Consider the following 14,971-nt stretch of genomic DNA (forward strand, 5'->3'; position numbering starts at 1 on the left):
TCGCCGGTCGATCGACTCTCGAAGCTGCCTCGAGGACGAGATATTCGGATTTTGACGGTGGCTCTGTGCCTGTAGTGAGTTCCGTGCTGAACAGTCTGCTCATGCTGGCGGCGGTGATTTCCACGTCACTCACGGGTCACTTCGTTCCCCGTTCGCACCCTCGAGGCTCACTCCGTGTCGCGCGGTTTTACCGCGCGACCAGTTCGCGGGACCTCCGGTCTCGCGCAGTTCACGCCTCGCACACCCCAGCCGATTTCTGCTCACGGGCGCGAAGCGCCGTTTGCACGGTCCGCGGAACCGCAGGTTCCGCGCTACGCTCGTTCGCTCTACTCACTCACTCATCCAAAGGAAGACGCGAAGCGTCTTCCACGCAGTCGCTCGTATTACTCGCGACGACCTCGCACGAAGTCCATGTCACGTCTCGCTCGTCGCTCGCCGTGACACGGCGCGCGCCGCCGCACGTAGTGAAGTCGGCAGGTTGTGAGCCGTTCGGTAATACGCGATCGATACCCCGACTCGAGCGACCGCTCACTCGCCGGCTTCGGCCAGCGAATCCGCCTCGAAGACGTCGCTGTAGCGCTCGAGGATCTCCTCGTAGCCGGTCATCGCGAGGTCGTAGGTCTCGCGCAGGTCGTCGATCGGCGTCTCGGTCGCGTCGACTCGCAGATCGGTGTACGGCGGCTCCCACTCGTGGGATTCCGTCGAGGCGACGACCGCGGCCGCGCTCTGAACCGCCAGCTCCTCGCGTTTATCGCCACCCTCGCGGTGGCCTGCGGCGAGCGCGCCGATCAACCGTTTCGCGAGCGGTTCTGTTTCGGCGTCCGCCACGACGGCACCGGGTCCGGTCGCCCGATCCGTCGTCTCGTGGACGGCGTCAGCCTCGTAGTTCGCTGCCGTGGCCTCGAGGACGTCCTCCCCGGTCAGCATGTTCCCCGCGACGGTGAACGTCTCGCGTTCGAGGTGGCCGAACCAGTCGACGCACTCCTCGCCGGAGAAGGCGAAGGTGCCCTCGCTATCGACGCCGTGGAGTTGTCGCTGCGGTGCGCCGTCGTCGGCGTCGAGCAGCGCCTCGAGCGCGCGGTCGATCGCTAGCCCGTCCTCGACGTACTCGAGCCCCCTCCGACCGAGATCGACGTTGACGAAGCTTTGGGTCGCGATCGCACCGTGTTCGCTGACGAACGGACAGAGCGTGCCGACGCCGGGTAAGCGCGTGGTGACGGCGACGCCGAACCGTCGGTGGGAGTCGCCGTCGTCGGTCTCGTACGTCTCGCGGACGCAGATGCTGAAAGTCATCGGCCGACGGTTGGTCCCGTCGGACGTAAAATCTCCCGTCCGTCGAGCAGTGCACGACCGAATGCGACGAATCCGCGCCCGCTGGCCGCTTCGGTCCGAAACTCGCTGAGTTGCCGACCACTCGAGACCGTGTCTGACGTAAGAACTATACTGGCGGCGGCGGTGGGTTACGCCAATGGGACTTATGAGCAAAATTCTCGGCGGGGGCGGTTCCCGGACGGCCGAGGATTACGTCGAACTGGATCTCGACGATGTATCGGCGGACTCGGCCGACGCAGCGATGCAGGTACACATCGCCGAGGTCAGCGGTCAGGCCGACGCCATCGACATCAAAGATACCGTCTACGACGGCGACATCGTTATCGCGGACATCACGCGTCTGCGAACCAACGACAGTACGGTCGAACACATCGTCGACGAACTCCGGCAGGTCGCCCAGGAGGTCGACGGCGACATCGTTCGGAAGGGTGACGATCAGATGATCATCACGCCGACCGGCGTCCGAATCAGCCGCGAGAAGCTGGGCCAGCGGGCCTGAACGGGGCCGTTCGGTTCTGCGGATTCTCCGCGCCGCGAGCCGCGGGCCAGACTGCCGAGGCTCGAGTCCACCGGTTCGCGGAGTGGGACCGACCGGGATGCAATCGAACGTCGACGGTGAGATCACGCCGTTCGCCGACGCTGTTTTCACCCGGCGGGAATTCCAGTGCCGGGTTATTACGTGCGGGGTGTAACCCGTTCACATGACTGGATTCCGAGCAACGGTCGTCGTCGAGGAGCCCGCGGGGTGTCCGATCGCGGACGTTTCAGCGGCCACCGAGGATCCGATCACGAGCGTCATGCGCTCTCGAGTCGCGACCGACGGGACGGTCGTCGAGGAGTTCGGCGTCGACGCCGACTCGCCCGCGGAGACGGTCGACGCGAACACGCAGGCCGAGTTGACGTCCGTCCAGGCTAACGACCGGGAGGAGATCTACCGATTCGAGCGCGAGTCGGCCGCCGACTGTGCCTGTGAGGTCATCGAACGCACCGGCACGCCGCTCTCGTCGGTCCGGGCCCAGGACGGGGCGTTGCTGTTGACGTTCCGAACCCTCGAACTCGAGGAGATCGCAGACATCGTCGACGGTCTCCGCGCCCGGTTCGACGGCGTCCTCGTGGAGGAACTCACGCAGGACCACGAGGACGACTCCTCGGACCGCGTCATCGTCGATCGAGACCTGCTCACGACGCGCCAGCGAGAGATCCTCGAGACGGCCCACGAACTGGGCTACTTCGAGTACCCGAAAGGGGCGAACGCGACGGAGGTCGCCGAGGAACTCGGCATCGCGCGATCGACGTTCACCGAGCATCTGGCGGCCGCACAGACGAAGGTTCTCGACGCGCTTCTCGAGGGATGACTGACCGCCTCGGGACCGATCGGCGGGCGTCTCCCGGTCGTGTGCCGCCTTCGTCTTGCGACTGTTGAGTCGCCGGACGCTCGATCGTCGCCCTTCGTACGGAACGTTTCGAAATCACGGAATCGACGATCACGGGACGAAATCTTCGGGGTCGGTAACGGGGACAATTCGCCGTCATCCGACCGGGGCCGCGGTCCGTCCTCGCAGTTCGAACGAACACGGGGTCACACGCCGCCGGTAGCGGATCGAGCTTTCTTCGCGCTTAGTTCGCGACGATGACGGGGCGATCAGCCTCGAGGATCACCGACTGCGTCACGCTCCCGAAGACCGCCTTCCCGACGGGTGAGCGCTTCCGGGTTCCGAGCACGATCGCGTCGGCGCCGTCGTCCCCGGCGATTTGACGGATCCCCTCGGCCGGCTGGCCGACCATGACCTGTCTGGTCGTCTCGACACCTGCGTCCTCGAGTCGTCGTTCGACGGTCTCGACCGAGTCGGGAACGTCCTGCAGCTCGGAGAGCGACTCGTTCACGTCGTCGATAACCGCCGCGCCGGCCTCGTCCGGCATCGTGTCGATCTCCTCGATGACGTGGAGGACCGTGACCGACAGCTCGTCGATGTCGCCGGGTAGTGATAGCACCGCGTCAACCTGTTCGTTCGCTCGGTCGTCGTCTTCGTCGACCGGCAGGAGCACCTTGTACATGGCTTACACACTCTCTCGCAGACCGATATACGTGATGGGTGGATAGTCGCTGGGGAGGATGAAGGGTTTTCGAGCGGCCTGGCTAACCGGCCGCGTTCAGCCGCGGTCGACGCGGCGGAGCACGAGCGCGATCGTCGCTCCGATGGCAGCGATCGCCGCGAGGACGACGAACAGCGCCTGCGCGGAGACGTACGTGAGGACGCCGCCCGCGACTCCGGCACCGAGCGCGCCGATGCCGAAGATCGCAAGGAACGTGTAGCCAAAGGAGAGCCCCCGGGTTCCCGGCGGCGAGTGCTTCGCCACCGCGGCCTGCTGGAGCGGCTGAATCGTAAAGAGGACGACCCCGAGCAGGAGCGAGACGGCGACGAACGTTCCGGTCGTCGCGGTGGCGGGGACGAACAGGAGTGCGAGAACGGAGAGCGTGCCGAGGACGTAGCTCAACGCCCGTTCGATCGTCATCCGGTCCGCCAGATAGCCGCCGAGATACTGCCCGAAGACGCCGAAGACGAGGACGCCGACGTAGAAGTACCGCGCGAGGTCGAACTCCTCGGCGTAGGGCCCGTCGGGATCGACCAGTTCGACGCTGACGAGCGGCCCGAGGAAGCTACTCAGCAGATCTGGCAGGAAGGTCAGAAACGCCCGGTAGTAGAGTCCGCTGGTCATCACGATGGCGATGACGAGTCCGAACGTTAGCGTCGCGAGCGTGCGACTGTCGCTGACGATGGATTCGATCGAAACCTGTCCCTTCGTGTCGCTTCCGGGCTCTTCGCCGCCGTCGGCCGCCGCGGGCGCGTCCGCTGGCGCGAGCGCCACGTCGACGAACAGGCCCAGCGCGAACAGGGCGAGAGCCGGCACCGCGAGGGCGACGGCGACGACGCGCCAGTCGAACCAGAGCAGCAGGACGACGGTCGCCAGCGGGCCGAGCGCGATGCCGAGATTGCCGCCGATTCCGTGGTAGCCGAGCGCGATGCCGGTTCGCTCGACGCGGGTCGAGAGCAGTGCCAGTCCAGCGGGGTGATAGACGCTGGCCACGACGCCCCAACTGGCGATCGCGAGCGCCAGCATGAGGATCGAACCCGATAGTCCAACCAGCACGAAGGAGGCGGCCATTCCCGCGAGACACGTCATGATGAGGGGTTTCGATCCGTACCGATCGACGAGGACGCCACCCGGTAACGCGCCGACGCCGAACAGGCCGTAGCCGACCGTGACGATCAGTCCGAGCGTCGCTGCGGTCGTCGAAAACTCCGCGAGCCAGACCGTCATCAGGATCGGGATCGACAGCTCGTATGTGTGTACGAGCCCGTGTGCTGCCGCGGTGAACAGAACGATCCGGCGATCCGATTGTGCCATGTTTTCGAGTCGATTCTCTCCGACCGAGTTAACACGTGTGACTTCGATCCGTCGCGACCGCGACGTCCTGCGGTGAGCCGCCCTCCACCCTCGAGCATTCGGTATCACTTTCATCGATGCCGTTCCCAGTCGACGGTATGGACGTTATTCACACGGCCATCTGGGTATCGGATATCGACCGGACGCGGGAGTACTACGTCGACGGGCTCGGACTGACCGAGAACTGGGCGTTCACCGCGGACGACGGGGTGCAGAACGTCTACATCGGCGGCGAGCACGGCGAGTTCCAGTTCAAGTACGATCCGGACGGCGGGCCGGAGATCGATTCGGGAACGATGGCGCACGTGGCCGTCGGCGTCGACAGCACCGACGAAGTGTTCGACCGATTGGTCGAGTGCGAGGATCCCCCGGTTCGGGAGGCGCCGACGACGATGCACCACATCGATCGCCGGGTCGCGTTCGTCGAGGATCCGGACGGCTACGTCGTCGAACTCGTCGAGCGACTCGAGTAGGTGGACTCGAGACGCGTCGACGGATCGTGCGGATCAGTACGGCTGGCTCCGGGACGCCCCGCACGTCACGCGTCGGTCGCCGCCGGGTTCGCGACCGACGGCGAGGTTCGGACCACCACGACGAGTAGCCCGGCCGCCAGGAAGACGATTCCGGCCAACAGGAGCCACGACGCGCGGTAACTGACGGTATCTGCGAGGTAGCCGAACGCGGGCGGAGCGAGGAGGGCGCCGCTCGTTAGCGAGAGCTGTCCACCGGCGGTTGCGCCGCCCATCTCCTCGGCGCGGACGAGCGTGGCCATCACGGAGTAGTAGATGCCCGTGTAGCCGAGAACGAAGAAGCCGAGCGCGGAGAACGCGATCGTCGCGCCGAGGACGGTCGTCGTCGAGGCGACGACGACGAACATGGCCGCGCCGGCGAGCGTTTGGACGATGAGGATGCCGCCGATCCGGACCTGCGGATCGCCGGGGAGCGTGTCGCTCAACCAGCCCGTCGTGACGCGGCCGACGCTGCCGAACAGTTGGACGAGCGCGAGGACGACGCCGCTGTAGGCGACCGACGCGCCGATCGACTCCTCGACGTACAACACTGTGTAGCCGGTCGTCGTGAACAGCGCGGCGCCGAGAAAGAGGCCGGCGACCGTCAACAGGACGTACGGCCGGTTCGAAAGGAGCGCCCGGAAGTCGGGATAGTCGGCCATCTCGCCCCCGCTGGCCCCCGAATAGGTCACGTAGAACGCCGCCGCGACGAGGAGCGCGAAGCCGACCGCGATGAGGAAGCCGGCCTGCCAGAACAACACGCCGGCGAGGCCGGTTACGAGCAGCGCGCTGATCCCGCTCCCGCCCGTCACGCCGACCTGCTTGATGCCCATCGCGAGGTTCTGCTTGCCGGGTGCGATGTTGTCGAAGACGGCCTTGTTCGTCCCGGGCATCGCGGTCCCGTATAGCGATCCCAGGACGAAGACCGCGACCAGTAGCAGGCCGAACGTGGGAGCTCCCGCCACCAGGGCTGTCCCGGCCGCGAGCCCGACCAGCCCGAGCGTGAGCGTCAGTCGCTCACCGAACCGGTCCACCAGCGCACCGAGCGGGAGCAAGAAGACGGCGTAGCCGAGCGTGAGCGTCGTGACGACGACGCCGACCCAGAACCGGGAGAGTCCGAACGCGTCCCGAAAGAACGGCGTCGCAGCGAAGACGGAATAGTAGCAGATGCTCGCGGATACCTGCCACATCGTGATGAGCAGTACCGTCCGCCAGTACGACTGATCCATTATCTGATGGGTCTTGGAAAACAGCTTAAAAAAGGGTGCCGAATCACGATTCTGACACTACATGTTACGTGGATGTATAATAGAACCGCCACTATCTTCGGATCCAACTGTAAGCCATCTTGCGTTCGTTGTAATAATATTTAGACGGATTAGACACGATTCAGGATATAGTCGTCCCGTGTGACACACTTAATATGTAATCTAAATACCAGCACGGGCTTTTAGCGTTAAACAACAGATTTTTATATTAATGATTGAAATTGGATGCGTAGATGTGTGCGAATAAAGATCACAGTCGGCGAGACGTTCTGAAGGGTGCAACGACGGCCGGCGTTATCGGACTGGCGGGCTGTCTGGGTGGTGACGACGACACGATTTCCGTCACGATCGGCGGAACGTCATCCGGAAGTTCGACGCAAGCAGCGGGACAGGCGCTCGCTCGCGCCGCAAACGAACACAGCGACGTCGTCGACATCTCCGTTCAGGTAACGGACGGGTGGACGGCGAACCTTCGCGAATTCGACGACGGGAACATCCCCGCGATGGGGGTCGACAACAACTCGATCTCGAAGGCGATGAACGACGAAGGGCCGTTCGAGGAGAACCCAGTCGATTCGCTCCCCCATCAGGGGTTCATGTTCACGTCGCTCCAGATTCACATGGTCGGCCTCGAGGGAAGCGGCCTCGAGTCGACTGCGGACTTACAGGACGGCGGCTACACGATCTACCCGATTCAGCCCGGCTTCGGGACCCGCCTGCTGACGGAAGAGGTCCTCAAGGACGCCGGCGTCTGGGAACCGAACGAGATCAACAACGCAGACACCGGCGACATCCCCGGCCAGGTCGAAGAAGGGAACATCGACGCGCTCTGTCTGTACGGCGCGAACGGCGTCGAACTCTCCGGCTGGTGCCAGGAAGTCGACGTCCGAAGTGGTGACGGCCTGTATCTGCTCGAGGTCGACGACGACTTCAGACAGGCCATCGAAGACCACCCCGGCGCGCTGCTCGAGGAGTTCGAGCCCTACGGCTACGAGCAGGACGTGACCGACGTCACCGATACGGTCGTCTCCTGGTCGCTCGCGGCGCAGTGGGCGTTCGGTCCAGACATTCCCGCCGAAGCGACCAAAGAGATCGCCCGCCTCTCGAACGAACATCACGACACCCTCCGCGAGTCGGACTCCACGACGCTCGAGTTCACGCCCGAACTGATGACGGGGACGGTCATGGAGGACCTGGAGGTCCACGAAGGGGTCGCCGAGTTCTTCGAAGAGAACGACGTCTGGGACGACGCCTGGGTGCGCGGCGAGGCTTCCGAGTAGTAACCGGGCCGAATAGACCGATTTCCCTTTCGTAAATCCAGACAAATGGTAAAAAACGACGACGACAAGAGTACTGACGATACCGGAGACGACGAGTTGGATGTTCCGGACCCCGAAGAAGAGAACATTCTCGACACCAGCGGCCCGCTATCTGTTTCTGAGGGACTCCGCGCCAAGTTCGAGTGGGCAGTGATCATCGGCTCGGTCCCGTTCTGGTTGCTGGTTTTCTGGTACTCCAGAACGCAGATGATGGACCGAGGGCGGTACGCAGTTCTCTTTCTCGGCGGCATCCTCCTGCTGTATCTGCTGATCGAACTCCCGGATACGATCGAAGAGAAAAACTGGCTCGAGACGGGGTTACTCACCGCGTCCGGGCTCATCATCACGGTTACGACGGTGTATCTAGCCGTCCTCTATCACGACGTAGTCTACACGCGTGCCGGCCAGGCGTACGACTACGAGCTCGCGCTCGCACTCGCGATCACCCTGGTGCTGATCTACCTGACGTGGCGCTCGTTCGGGATGACCTTCCTGATCGTTGTACTCGGTGGTATCGGATACGGGTTCGCCGGTCCGTACCTCTCGGGAACGCTGAGCCACGGTGGGCTCACCGTCGGGCGAACGCTCCGAATCCTCGCCGTCGGTGGTGACGGGTTCTACGGCTTCTTGACCCAGCTCGTGGCGGCCTGGATCGCCCTGTTCCTGCTGTACGCTGGACTGTTGAAGGCGTACGGTGCGTTCGATCTGATTCTCCGAATCGCCGTTCGATCCGCGAAGTACATCGACTCCGGCATCGCACAGACGGCGGTCCTCGCGAGCGCCGTTATCGGGTCGGTTAACGGAAGCCAGACCGCGAACGCCGGGATGACCGGCTCGTTCACGATCCCGCTCATGAAAAAGAGCGGCATCAAGCCCGAGACCGCCGGCGGGATCGAATCGGTCGCATCGACGTCGGGTCAGGTGCTCCCGCCGGTCATGGGTGCCGGTGCCTTCATCATGGCCTCACTGATCAACGGCGTCACGTACGGAGACGTTATTCTGGCGGGGCTCATCCCCGCAGTGATCCTCGTCGTCTCCATCTTCATCGCGGTCCACTACGTGGCCGCCCCGCAGATCGAAGACCCGTCGATGGGCGGGATATTCGACGATAAATTGGACCAGAAGGATCTGATTCTCGAGTCGATCAAGTACGGCGTGCCGCTGCTCATACTGATCTACCAGCTCGGTATCGTTCAGGTGACGGTGATGACGGCGGCGCTGCAGACGGCAGTCTCCATGATCGCACTCGGAATCCTGGTACCACTCGTCGACGCGCAACTCGAGGGTGACGATCTCGGTGCGGCGCTGACCCACACGCTGAAACAGACGCTCGAGGGCTTCCGTCAGGGCGTCCTCGTGGTCGCGCCGATCGCGATCATCCTGGCGGCGATCAACGGGGTCGTCGACATTCTAATGGCGACCGGCGTACCGACGGCGATCTCGCTCACGCTAATGGATCTCTCCGGGGGCGTCCCCATCATCGCGTTCGTCCTCGCGATGATCATCTGTATCATCCTCGGTCTCGGGATGCCGACGACGGCATCCTACACGGTCGTCGCGTTATTGATCGCCCCGACGCTCATCAGTCAGTTCTTCATCCCGGATCTCGCCGCACACTTCTTCGTCTTCTACGCGGCGATTCTGGCGGGACTGACGCCACCGATCGCGACCTGTGTCGCGGTCGCGACGGGGATCGCCGGCGGTGACTTCTGGCGAACCTGTATCGAAGCCATCAAGATCTCCGCGCCGCTGTTCGTGCTCCCGTTCGCGTTCGTCTACCATCCGGCGATGGTCTCGGGAGAGTTCACCACGGCCGCGTTACTGGCCGGCGGTATCGCCCTCCTCGGATCGATCGCGATCATCCACGGGATCAACTACCAGTTCTCCTTCGGTCGCGGCCCGACGATGGGTCTCAGAGCCGTGTTCGCTCTGGCCGGGGTCGTCGCGATGGTTCACCCCGAACAGATGCTGCAACTCGGGGCGCTCGCCCTCATCCTCGTCCTCTACGCCCTTCAGACGACGCTCGGACGGTCGGAGCCGACCGGAACGGTTTCCGGTACCAGTGGCGGCGAGTAGCCCTGATCTGATTCGTCACACCGGTTCCGTCACCGCCAATTTCCCGTTCGATTCACCCGTTTTTCGCCCGACCGCGATCCGCCGATCTCGATACTCGCGTAACCTCCATGAAAAACGATTACGGTAATCGACGAGCTATCGACTGACTATCTGTTCGTTTATCGTGAAACGAACGTTCGTCTGCAGTCGTACAATCGGCAAAATTCGAACATCCGGAGTGTCGATTAGCGACACCGAACAAACGACAATACTTTTCCAGTGGGGTACGGAAGTTCGACTATGGCTGACGATCTCAAGAAAGGATTGGAGGGAGTCCTTGTTGCAGAGTCCGGACTCAGCTCGATCGACGGCGACGAAGGTCGACTGATCTATCGAGGGTACCCGATCGAGGATCTCGCTCGCGGAGCGAGCTACGAGGAAGTCGTCTACCTCCTCTGGCACGGCGAACTCCCGAACGCGGACGAACTCGAGGAGTTCACCGCGGCGCTCGACGAGGAGCGCGACGTTTCCGAGGACGTTCTCGACACCATGGAGCGTCTCGCCGCCGCCGACGAGCAGCCGATGGCCGCACTCCGGACTGCGGTTTCGATGTTCTCGGCCTCCGAACCCGAAGGCGACGCCGAGCCCGAGGATCTCGAGGCCACGCTCCGAAAGGGTCGTCGCATCACGGCCAAGATCCCGACCGCGCTCGCGGCGTTCGAGCGCTACCGGCTCGACGAGGAGCCGCTCGATCCCCACCCCGATCTGGGACTCGCCGCGAACTTCCTGTACATGCTGACCGGCGAGGAGCCGAGCGACATCCACGCCGAAACGTTCGACCAGGCGCTCATCCTGCACGCGGACCACGGCCTGAACGCCTCGACGTTCACGTCGATGGTGATCGGCTCGACGATGGCCGACATCTACAGCGCCGTGACCGGCGGTGTCAGCGCCCTTTCCGGCCCGCTTCACGGCGGCGCGAATCAGGACGTCATGGAAGTCCTCTTCGAGATCGACGAGAGCGACCTCGACCACCGTGAGTGGGTCGAGCAAGCGAACGAAGAGGGGCGACGCATCCCCGGCTTCGGCCACCGCGTCTACAACGTCAAGGACCCGCGAGCGAAGATCCTGCAGGAACGGAGCAAGGAACTCGCCGAAGACGGCGACGACAAGTGGTACAACTACACGACGACCATCGAACAGTACCTCTCCGAGGAGCAGGGCCTCGCCGAGAAGGGGATCGCCCCGAACGTCGACTTCTACTCCGGCTCCGTCTACTACCAGCTCGGCATCCCGATCGACATGTACACCCCAATCTTCGCGATGAGCCGCGCCGGCGGCTGGATCGCCCACGTCCTCGAGTACCAGGAGGACAACCGACTCATCCGCCCGCTCTCGCGGTACACTGGGCCGGAGGATCAGGAGTTCGTCCCGCTCGAGGACCGATAACGACGCGTCGCCGTTCGATTCGATTTTTGACGCTTTGTGTTCCGGTCACCAGCCGTCGCACCGTTCGTCGCTCGTCGACGGAGGGTTTAGCGCTCGGACAGCTCCGAGACCAGCAGCGAGACGCCGATCAGCGAGGCGAGCAGGACGACGAGGTTGAACGCGGCGCGCATCAGCGGCTGATACTTCGGATCGACCCAGAGATCGATCGCGTCGGTGGCGCTGCCGTAGAACTGGATCAGCGCGAAAACGGCGAGCAGCGAACAGACGCAGAGTGCGCCCCAGGCGAGGTATCGTTTGATTCGCTCTGAATCCGGATCGAGCACCGCATCGGTGCCGGCTGTTGACTCGGGGCCCGGCGTGCGTGCATCCGTCCGCTGGTCCGGCTGGTCCGTCAGCTGTTCGGCGTCCGTCTCGAGTGGCGTCTCGGGTTTCGTTGGTGTATCAGTCATTGGAACCTCCGTGCGAGTGCAATCGTCGCGAGCAGCGCGGCGACGGCGATTGCCGCGCCGAAGCCGGGCGTTCCGTCGTTGTCCTGGTCGCGGTCGTCGTTGTCCCGGTCGTCGTTACCGTCATCTGCGGCGTCCGCGTCGTCCGCTCCGACGCCGGAGCCGCCGGTGAAGTCGCTCACCTCGAGCCCGCTTTCGCCGTCCATCTCGTCGACCGAGAGCGATCCCTCGCCGAGGTTGGCGACGGCGCGGTCCGTTTCGACGATGGTGCCGTCCCGCCAGAGCACCGCGTCGAGGTAGTAGTCGTACTCCGTCGGGACCTCGAGATCGACCGTCGGCGACGCGGTTTCGCCGGGGTCGACCGTCGACAGATCGACGGTCGCGGAGTCGGCGACGACCTCGGAGCCGGACTGGCGGGCTTTCACTTCGAGTTCGAGGTCCTCCTCGGGATCGTCACCGGTGTTCGTGAGGTAGCTCGCGACCTCGAGCGTGGCCCGATCGTCGGTCGTCGACTCGATGGCGTACTCGATCGCGGGCACATCCGCGAGGCTTCCGCCGCTGCCGAAGCGATGGAACTCGACGTCGGTGTCGGCGTAAGCGGGCGGCAGCGCGTCGACGCCCTCGATCGAGTGGCTGGCCGACTCGATTCGCGCGCCTTCGCGGTAGACGAACGTCTCGATCTCGTAGCTACTCTCCCGCGGGACGGCGATCGAATCCGTGACGACGGTTTCGGCCCTGTCACTCGAGTTCTCGCCGAGCGTATCCACCTCGCGTTCGGTCGTGTTCTCGACGAGTCCGCTGTTCGTGTCGGTTACGCGATGAACCACGGTGACGTTCTCGACCGGATCACCGCGGTGCTCGAGGTGGCTGTCGACGGCGAGCGTGGCGGTTCCGCCGGTCACGTGCTCGGAACTGATCGTGATCTCCGCCAGCGATACGTCACCGTCGGTTTCCACCTCGGTAGCCGTCTCGGAGGCGCCCGGATCGGACACTGCGCCGGTAAGAGCGAGCGTCGAGAGCGCTCCGATCACGACCACGAGCGCGGCGATAGCCAACACATACTCGCGGTTCATGACAGCTGGTTTTAATCAATTGTATAAGTGCTTTGTGTAGTCAGCGAGCGAATACTATCGAATTCACTGAACGTGAGACTCCACCCGTTCGGACGATAGTTCCGGGCCGACGAACGGCTTCCGAGCACGGTTTCGAGCGCCACGAACAAGGGTGAAGAGCCCGTCCGTTCGGTCGTGCAGGTCTTCGTCTACGGAACGCTGACCGAACCGACGCGGGTCGAGTCGCTCCTCGGCGACGGCCCCGGGACGTACGAGCGCCTCGGCCCGGCGACCCTCGAGGGGTTCCACCGCGTCGACGGCGCGTACCCGACACTGCTTTCGGGTGGCACCGTCGACGGTGAGTTGCTGGCGGTCGACGACCGCGCGCTCGAGCGACTCGATCGGTACGAGGGCGTCGACCGGGGGCTGTACGTTCGGGTTACGGTACCGAGAGCGGACGGCGGATCGGCCCAACTCTACGTCGGCGACCCGGACACACTCGGCGTCGCAGCCGACGCCGTGTGGGCCGACGACCGTCCGTTCGGCGACGCCGTTCGAGCGTATATTGTGCGAGAAGATACCGTGGTACGAAATGACGAATGACGGTCGGCAGACGAACGTCTGACACTGTGGCTTTCGCCGCTCCGTCTGGCGATTTCACTTTCACTGCGGAGCCATGAGCTTTATATGCACTGCGTTCTCTTCTTTAGTCGCACGTCACACGCCGTGCATTCCCTGTATTCCCTGTCGTGTTGCCAGTACGGCAGCACATTCGTGTCGGGGTCGACGCAAGGCTGGTTCGACCGGCCGACCGATCCCCGACAGTCTTACAACACACGCCGAGTAGTCGAGCGTATGCTCGAACTCGCCGATATTCTCGAGGCACGCGAGCGGGTCCGTGAAACGTCCAGACACACGCCGCTCGAGCACTCACACACCTATTCGTCGATGACCGGTGCCGACGTCCGGCTGAAACTGGAGAACTTCCAGCGGACGGGCGCGTTCAAGATCCGCGGAGCGACGAACCGAATCGCGACGCTCTCTGAGGCACAGAAAGACGCCGGCGTCGTTACCGCGAGCGCCGGCAACCACGCCCAAGGCGTCGCGCTCGCGGCCACGCGGTCGGGCGTCGACGCGAAGATCGTCATGCCCGAACACGCGCCGATCTCGAAGGTCAAGGCGACGAAGAACTACGGTGCGGAGGTCGTCCTCTCCGGTCGAGACTACAACGAAGCCGCCGAGCGCGCCCACGAGATCGAACGCGAGGAGGACCGAACCTACGTCCACGCCTTCGACGACGAGGATATCATGGCGGGTCAGGGCACCATCGGCCTCGAAATTCTGGAGGACTGCCCCGACGTCGAGACCGTCGTCGTCCCCATCGGCGGCGGCGGCCTCATCAGCGGCATCGCGACTGCGATCAAGGAGCAGAAACCCGACACGCGCGTGATCGGCGTGCAGGCCGACGGGGCCTCGAGCGCCGCCGCCTCGCTCGAGAAGGGCGAGCGGATCGCGCTCGACGGCGTCGACACCATCGCGGACGGGATCGCGACCCGCAGCGTCGGCGAGCGGACGTTCCCGCACATCCAGAAGTACGTCGACGAGGTCGTCACCGTCTCGGACCCTGAGATCGCCGTGGCGCTGGTCTACCTGCTCGAGCGCTCGAAAACCCTCGTCGAGGGCGCGGGTGCGGTGCCCCTGGCCGCGGTGCTCTTCGAGAAGTTCGACTACGACGAGGACGAGATCATCGTCCCCGCGCTCTGTGGCGGAAACATCGACCTGAACACGCTGACCAACGTCGTCGTCCGCGGACTCGTCGAGACCGGCCGCTACCTGAAAATTCGAACCGTGCTGAAGGACCGCCCCGGCGCGCTCGAGGACCTGCTCGAGATCTTCACCGCCCACCGCGCGAACATCTACGCGATCCACCACGACCGCACCTCCCGGGATGTCGAAATGAGCGATACGGAAGTCGAGATCGAACTCGAGATGCGCGGTCCCGACCACGTCGACGCCTTCCTCGCCGCGCTGCGGGACGCGGGGTACGAGGTCGACATTTTGGCCTAACTCGAGCGGTTGCGTCACTCGACGTGG

General features: G+C 64.0%; 14 protein-coding genes. 8 read left to right on the forward strand and 6 right to left on the reverse strand.

Features of this window, described 5'->3' with window-relative positions; genetic code table 11:
* Positions 1-528: 528 nt before the first annotated feature.
* Positions 529-1,293 (reverse strand): DUF1028 domain-containing protein, encoded by a 765-nt coding sequence (locus tag ACSFC5_RS03260; protein WP_440763830.1) that lies wholly within the window; start codon positions 1,291-1,293, stop codon positions 529-531.
* Between the two features lie 175 nt (positions 1,294-1,468).
* Here ACSFC5_RS03260 and ACSFC5_RS03265 point away from each other — a divergent pair, with 175 nt between their 5' ends.
* Together ACSFC5_RS03265 and ACSFC5_RS03270 are read left to right on the forward strand one after the other, a co-directional pair.
* A complete protein-coding gene (locus ACSFC5_RS03265; RefSeq protein ID WP_440763831.1) occupies positions 1,469-1,831 on the forward strand; it encodes a cell division protein SepF in 363 nt (120 codons plus the stop codon).
* A 202-nt stretch (positions 1,832-2,033) separates the two neighbouring features.
* Entirely contained in the window at positions 2,034-2,687 is a 654-nt protein-coding gene (locus ACSFC5_RS03270) for a helix-turn-helix domain-containing protein (protein WP_440763832.1), read from the forward strand.
* A gap of 262 nt (positions 2,688-2,949) precedes the next feature.
* Here ACSFC5_RS03270 and ACSFC5_RS03275 read toward each other — a convergent pair whose 3' ends face one another.
* Together ACSFC5_RS03275 and ACSFC5_RS03280 are read right to left on the reverse strand one after the other, a co-directional pair.
* Complete coding sequence (locus ACSFC5_RS03275; RefSeq protein ID WP_440763833.1) at positions 2,950-3,387, reverse strand: universal stress protein; 438 nt, start codon at positions 3,385-3,387, stop codon at positions 2,950-2,952.
* Positions 3,388-3,483: 96 nt separating this feature from the next.
* Complete coding sequence (locus ACSFC5_RS03280; protein ID WP_440763834.1) at positions 3,484-4,740, reverse strand: MFS transporter; 1,257 nt, start codon at positions 4,738-4,740, stop codon at positions 3,484-3,486.
* 137 nt (positions 4,741-4,877) lie between these two features.
* Here ACSFC5_RS03280 and ACSFC5_RS03285 point away from each other — a divergent pair, with 137 nt between their 5' ends.
* Positions 4,878-5,252 carry a VOC family protein gene (locus ACSFC5_RS03285; protein WP_440763835.1) on the forward strand — a complete coding sequence of 125 codons (375 nt, stop codon included), beginning with the start codon at positions 4,878-4,880 and terminating at the stop codon, positions 5,250-5,252.
* Positions 5,253-5,317: 65 nt separating this feature from the next.
* On the opposite strand, the gene ACSFC5_RS03290 is transcribed toward ACSFC5_RS03285, so the two are convergent.
* Positions 5,318-6,517 carry an MFS transporter gene (locus tag ACSFC5_RS03290; protein WP_440763836.1) on the reverse strand — a complete coding sequence of 400 codons (1,200 nt, stop codon included), beginning with the start codon at positions 6,515-6,517 and terminating at the stop codon, positions 5,318-5,320.
* Positions 6,518-6,825: 308 nt separating this feature from the next.
* Between ACSFC5_RS03290 and ACSFC5_RS03295 the strand changes: the two genes are divergently transcribed.
* The 3 genes from ACSFC5_RS03295 (at position 6,826) to citZ (ending at position 11,379) form a co-directional block, all read left to right on the forward strand.
* A complete protein-coding gene (locus ACSFC5_RS03295; protein WP_440765010.1) occupies positions 6,826-7,836 on the forward strand; it encodes a TAXI family TRAP transporter solute-binding subunit in 1,011 nt (336 codons plus the stop codon).
* 45 nt (positions 7,837-7,881) lie between these two features.
* The gene (locus tag ACSFC5_RS03300) at positions 7,882-9,951 is read left to right on the forward strand and encodes a TRAP transporter permease (RefSeq protein WP_440763837.1); all 2,070 of its coding nucleotides are present in this window, start codon (positions 7,882-7,884) and stop codon (positions 9,949-9,951) included.
* 279 nt (positions 9,952-10,230) lie between these two features.
* A complete protein-coding gene (gene citZ / locus ACSFC5_RS03305; protein WP_440763838.1) occupies positions 10,231-11,379 on the forward strand; it encodes a citrate synthase in 1,149 nt (382 codons plus the stop codon).
* Positions 11,380-11,465: 86 nt separating this feature from the next.
* Here the strand turns inward: citZ and ACSFC5_RS03310 are convergent, their stop codons facing one another.
* Together ACSFC5_RS03310 and ACSFC5_RS03315 are read right to left on the reverse strand one after the other, a co-directional pair.
* Positions 11,466-11,828, reverse strand: a complete 363-nt coding sequence (locus ACSFC5_RS03310; RefSeq protein ID WP_440763839.1) for a DUF8060 family membrane protein — start codon at positions 11,826-11,828, stop codon at positions 11,466-11,468.
* The gene (locus ACSFC5_RS03315) at positions 11,825-12,898 is read right to left on the reverse strand and encodes a DUF7490 domain-containing protein (protein WP_440763840.1); all 1,074 of its coding nucleotides are present in this window, start codon (positions 12,896-12,898) and stop codon (positions 11,825-11,827) included. The genes ACSFC5_RS03310 and ACSFC5_RS03315 overlap by 4 nt, the downstream gene beginning before the upstream one ends.
* A 174-nt stretch (positions 12,899-13,072) precedes the next feature.
* Between ACSFC5_RS03315 and ACSFC5_RS03320 the strand changes: the two genes are divergently transcribed.
* Both ACSFC5_RS03320 and ilvA read left to right on the forward strand, forming a co-directional pair.
* The gene (locus ACSFC5_RS03320; protein ID WP_440763841.1) at positions 13,073-13,480 is read left to right on the forward strand and encodes a gamma-glutamylcyclotransferase family protein; all 408 of its coding nucleotides are present in this window, start codon (positions 13,073-13,075) and stop codon (positions 13,478-13,480) included.
* A 252-nt stretch (positions 13,481-13,732) separates the two neighbouring features.
* On the forward strand, positions 13,733-14,944 hold the full coding sequence (ilvA, locus tag ACSFC5_RS03325) for a threonine ammonia-lyase (protein WP_440763842.1): 1,212 nt from the start codon (positions 13,733-13,735) through the stop codon (positions 14,942-14,944).
* The last annotated feature ends 27 nt before the right edge of the window (positions 14,945-14,971 follow it).

It is taken from the genome of Natronorubrum marinum, from assembly GCF_052040125.1.
GTDB lineage: Archaea > Halobacteriota > Halobacteria > Halobacteriales > Natrialbaceae > Natronorubrum.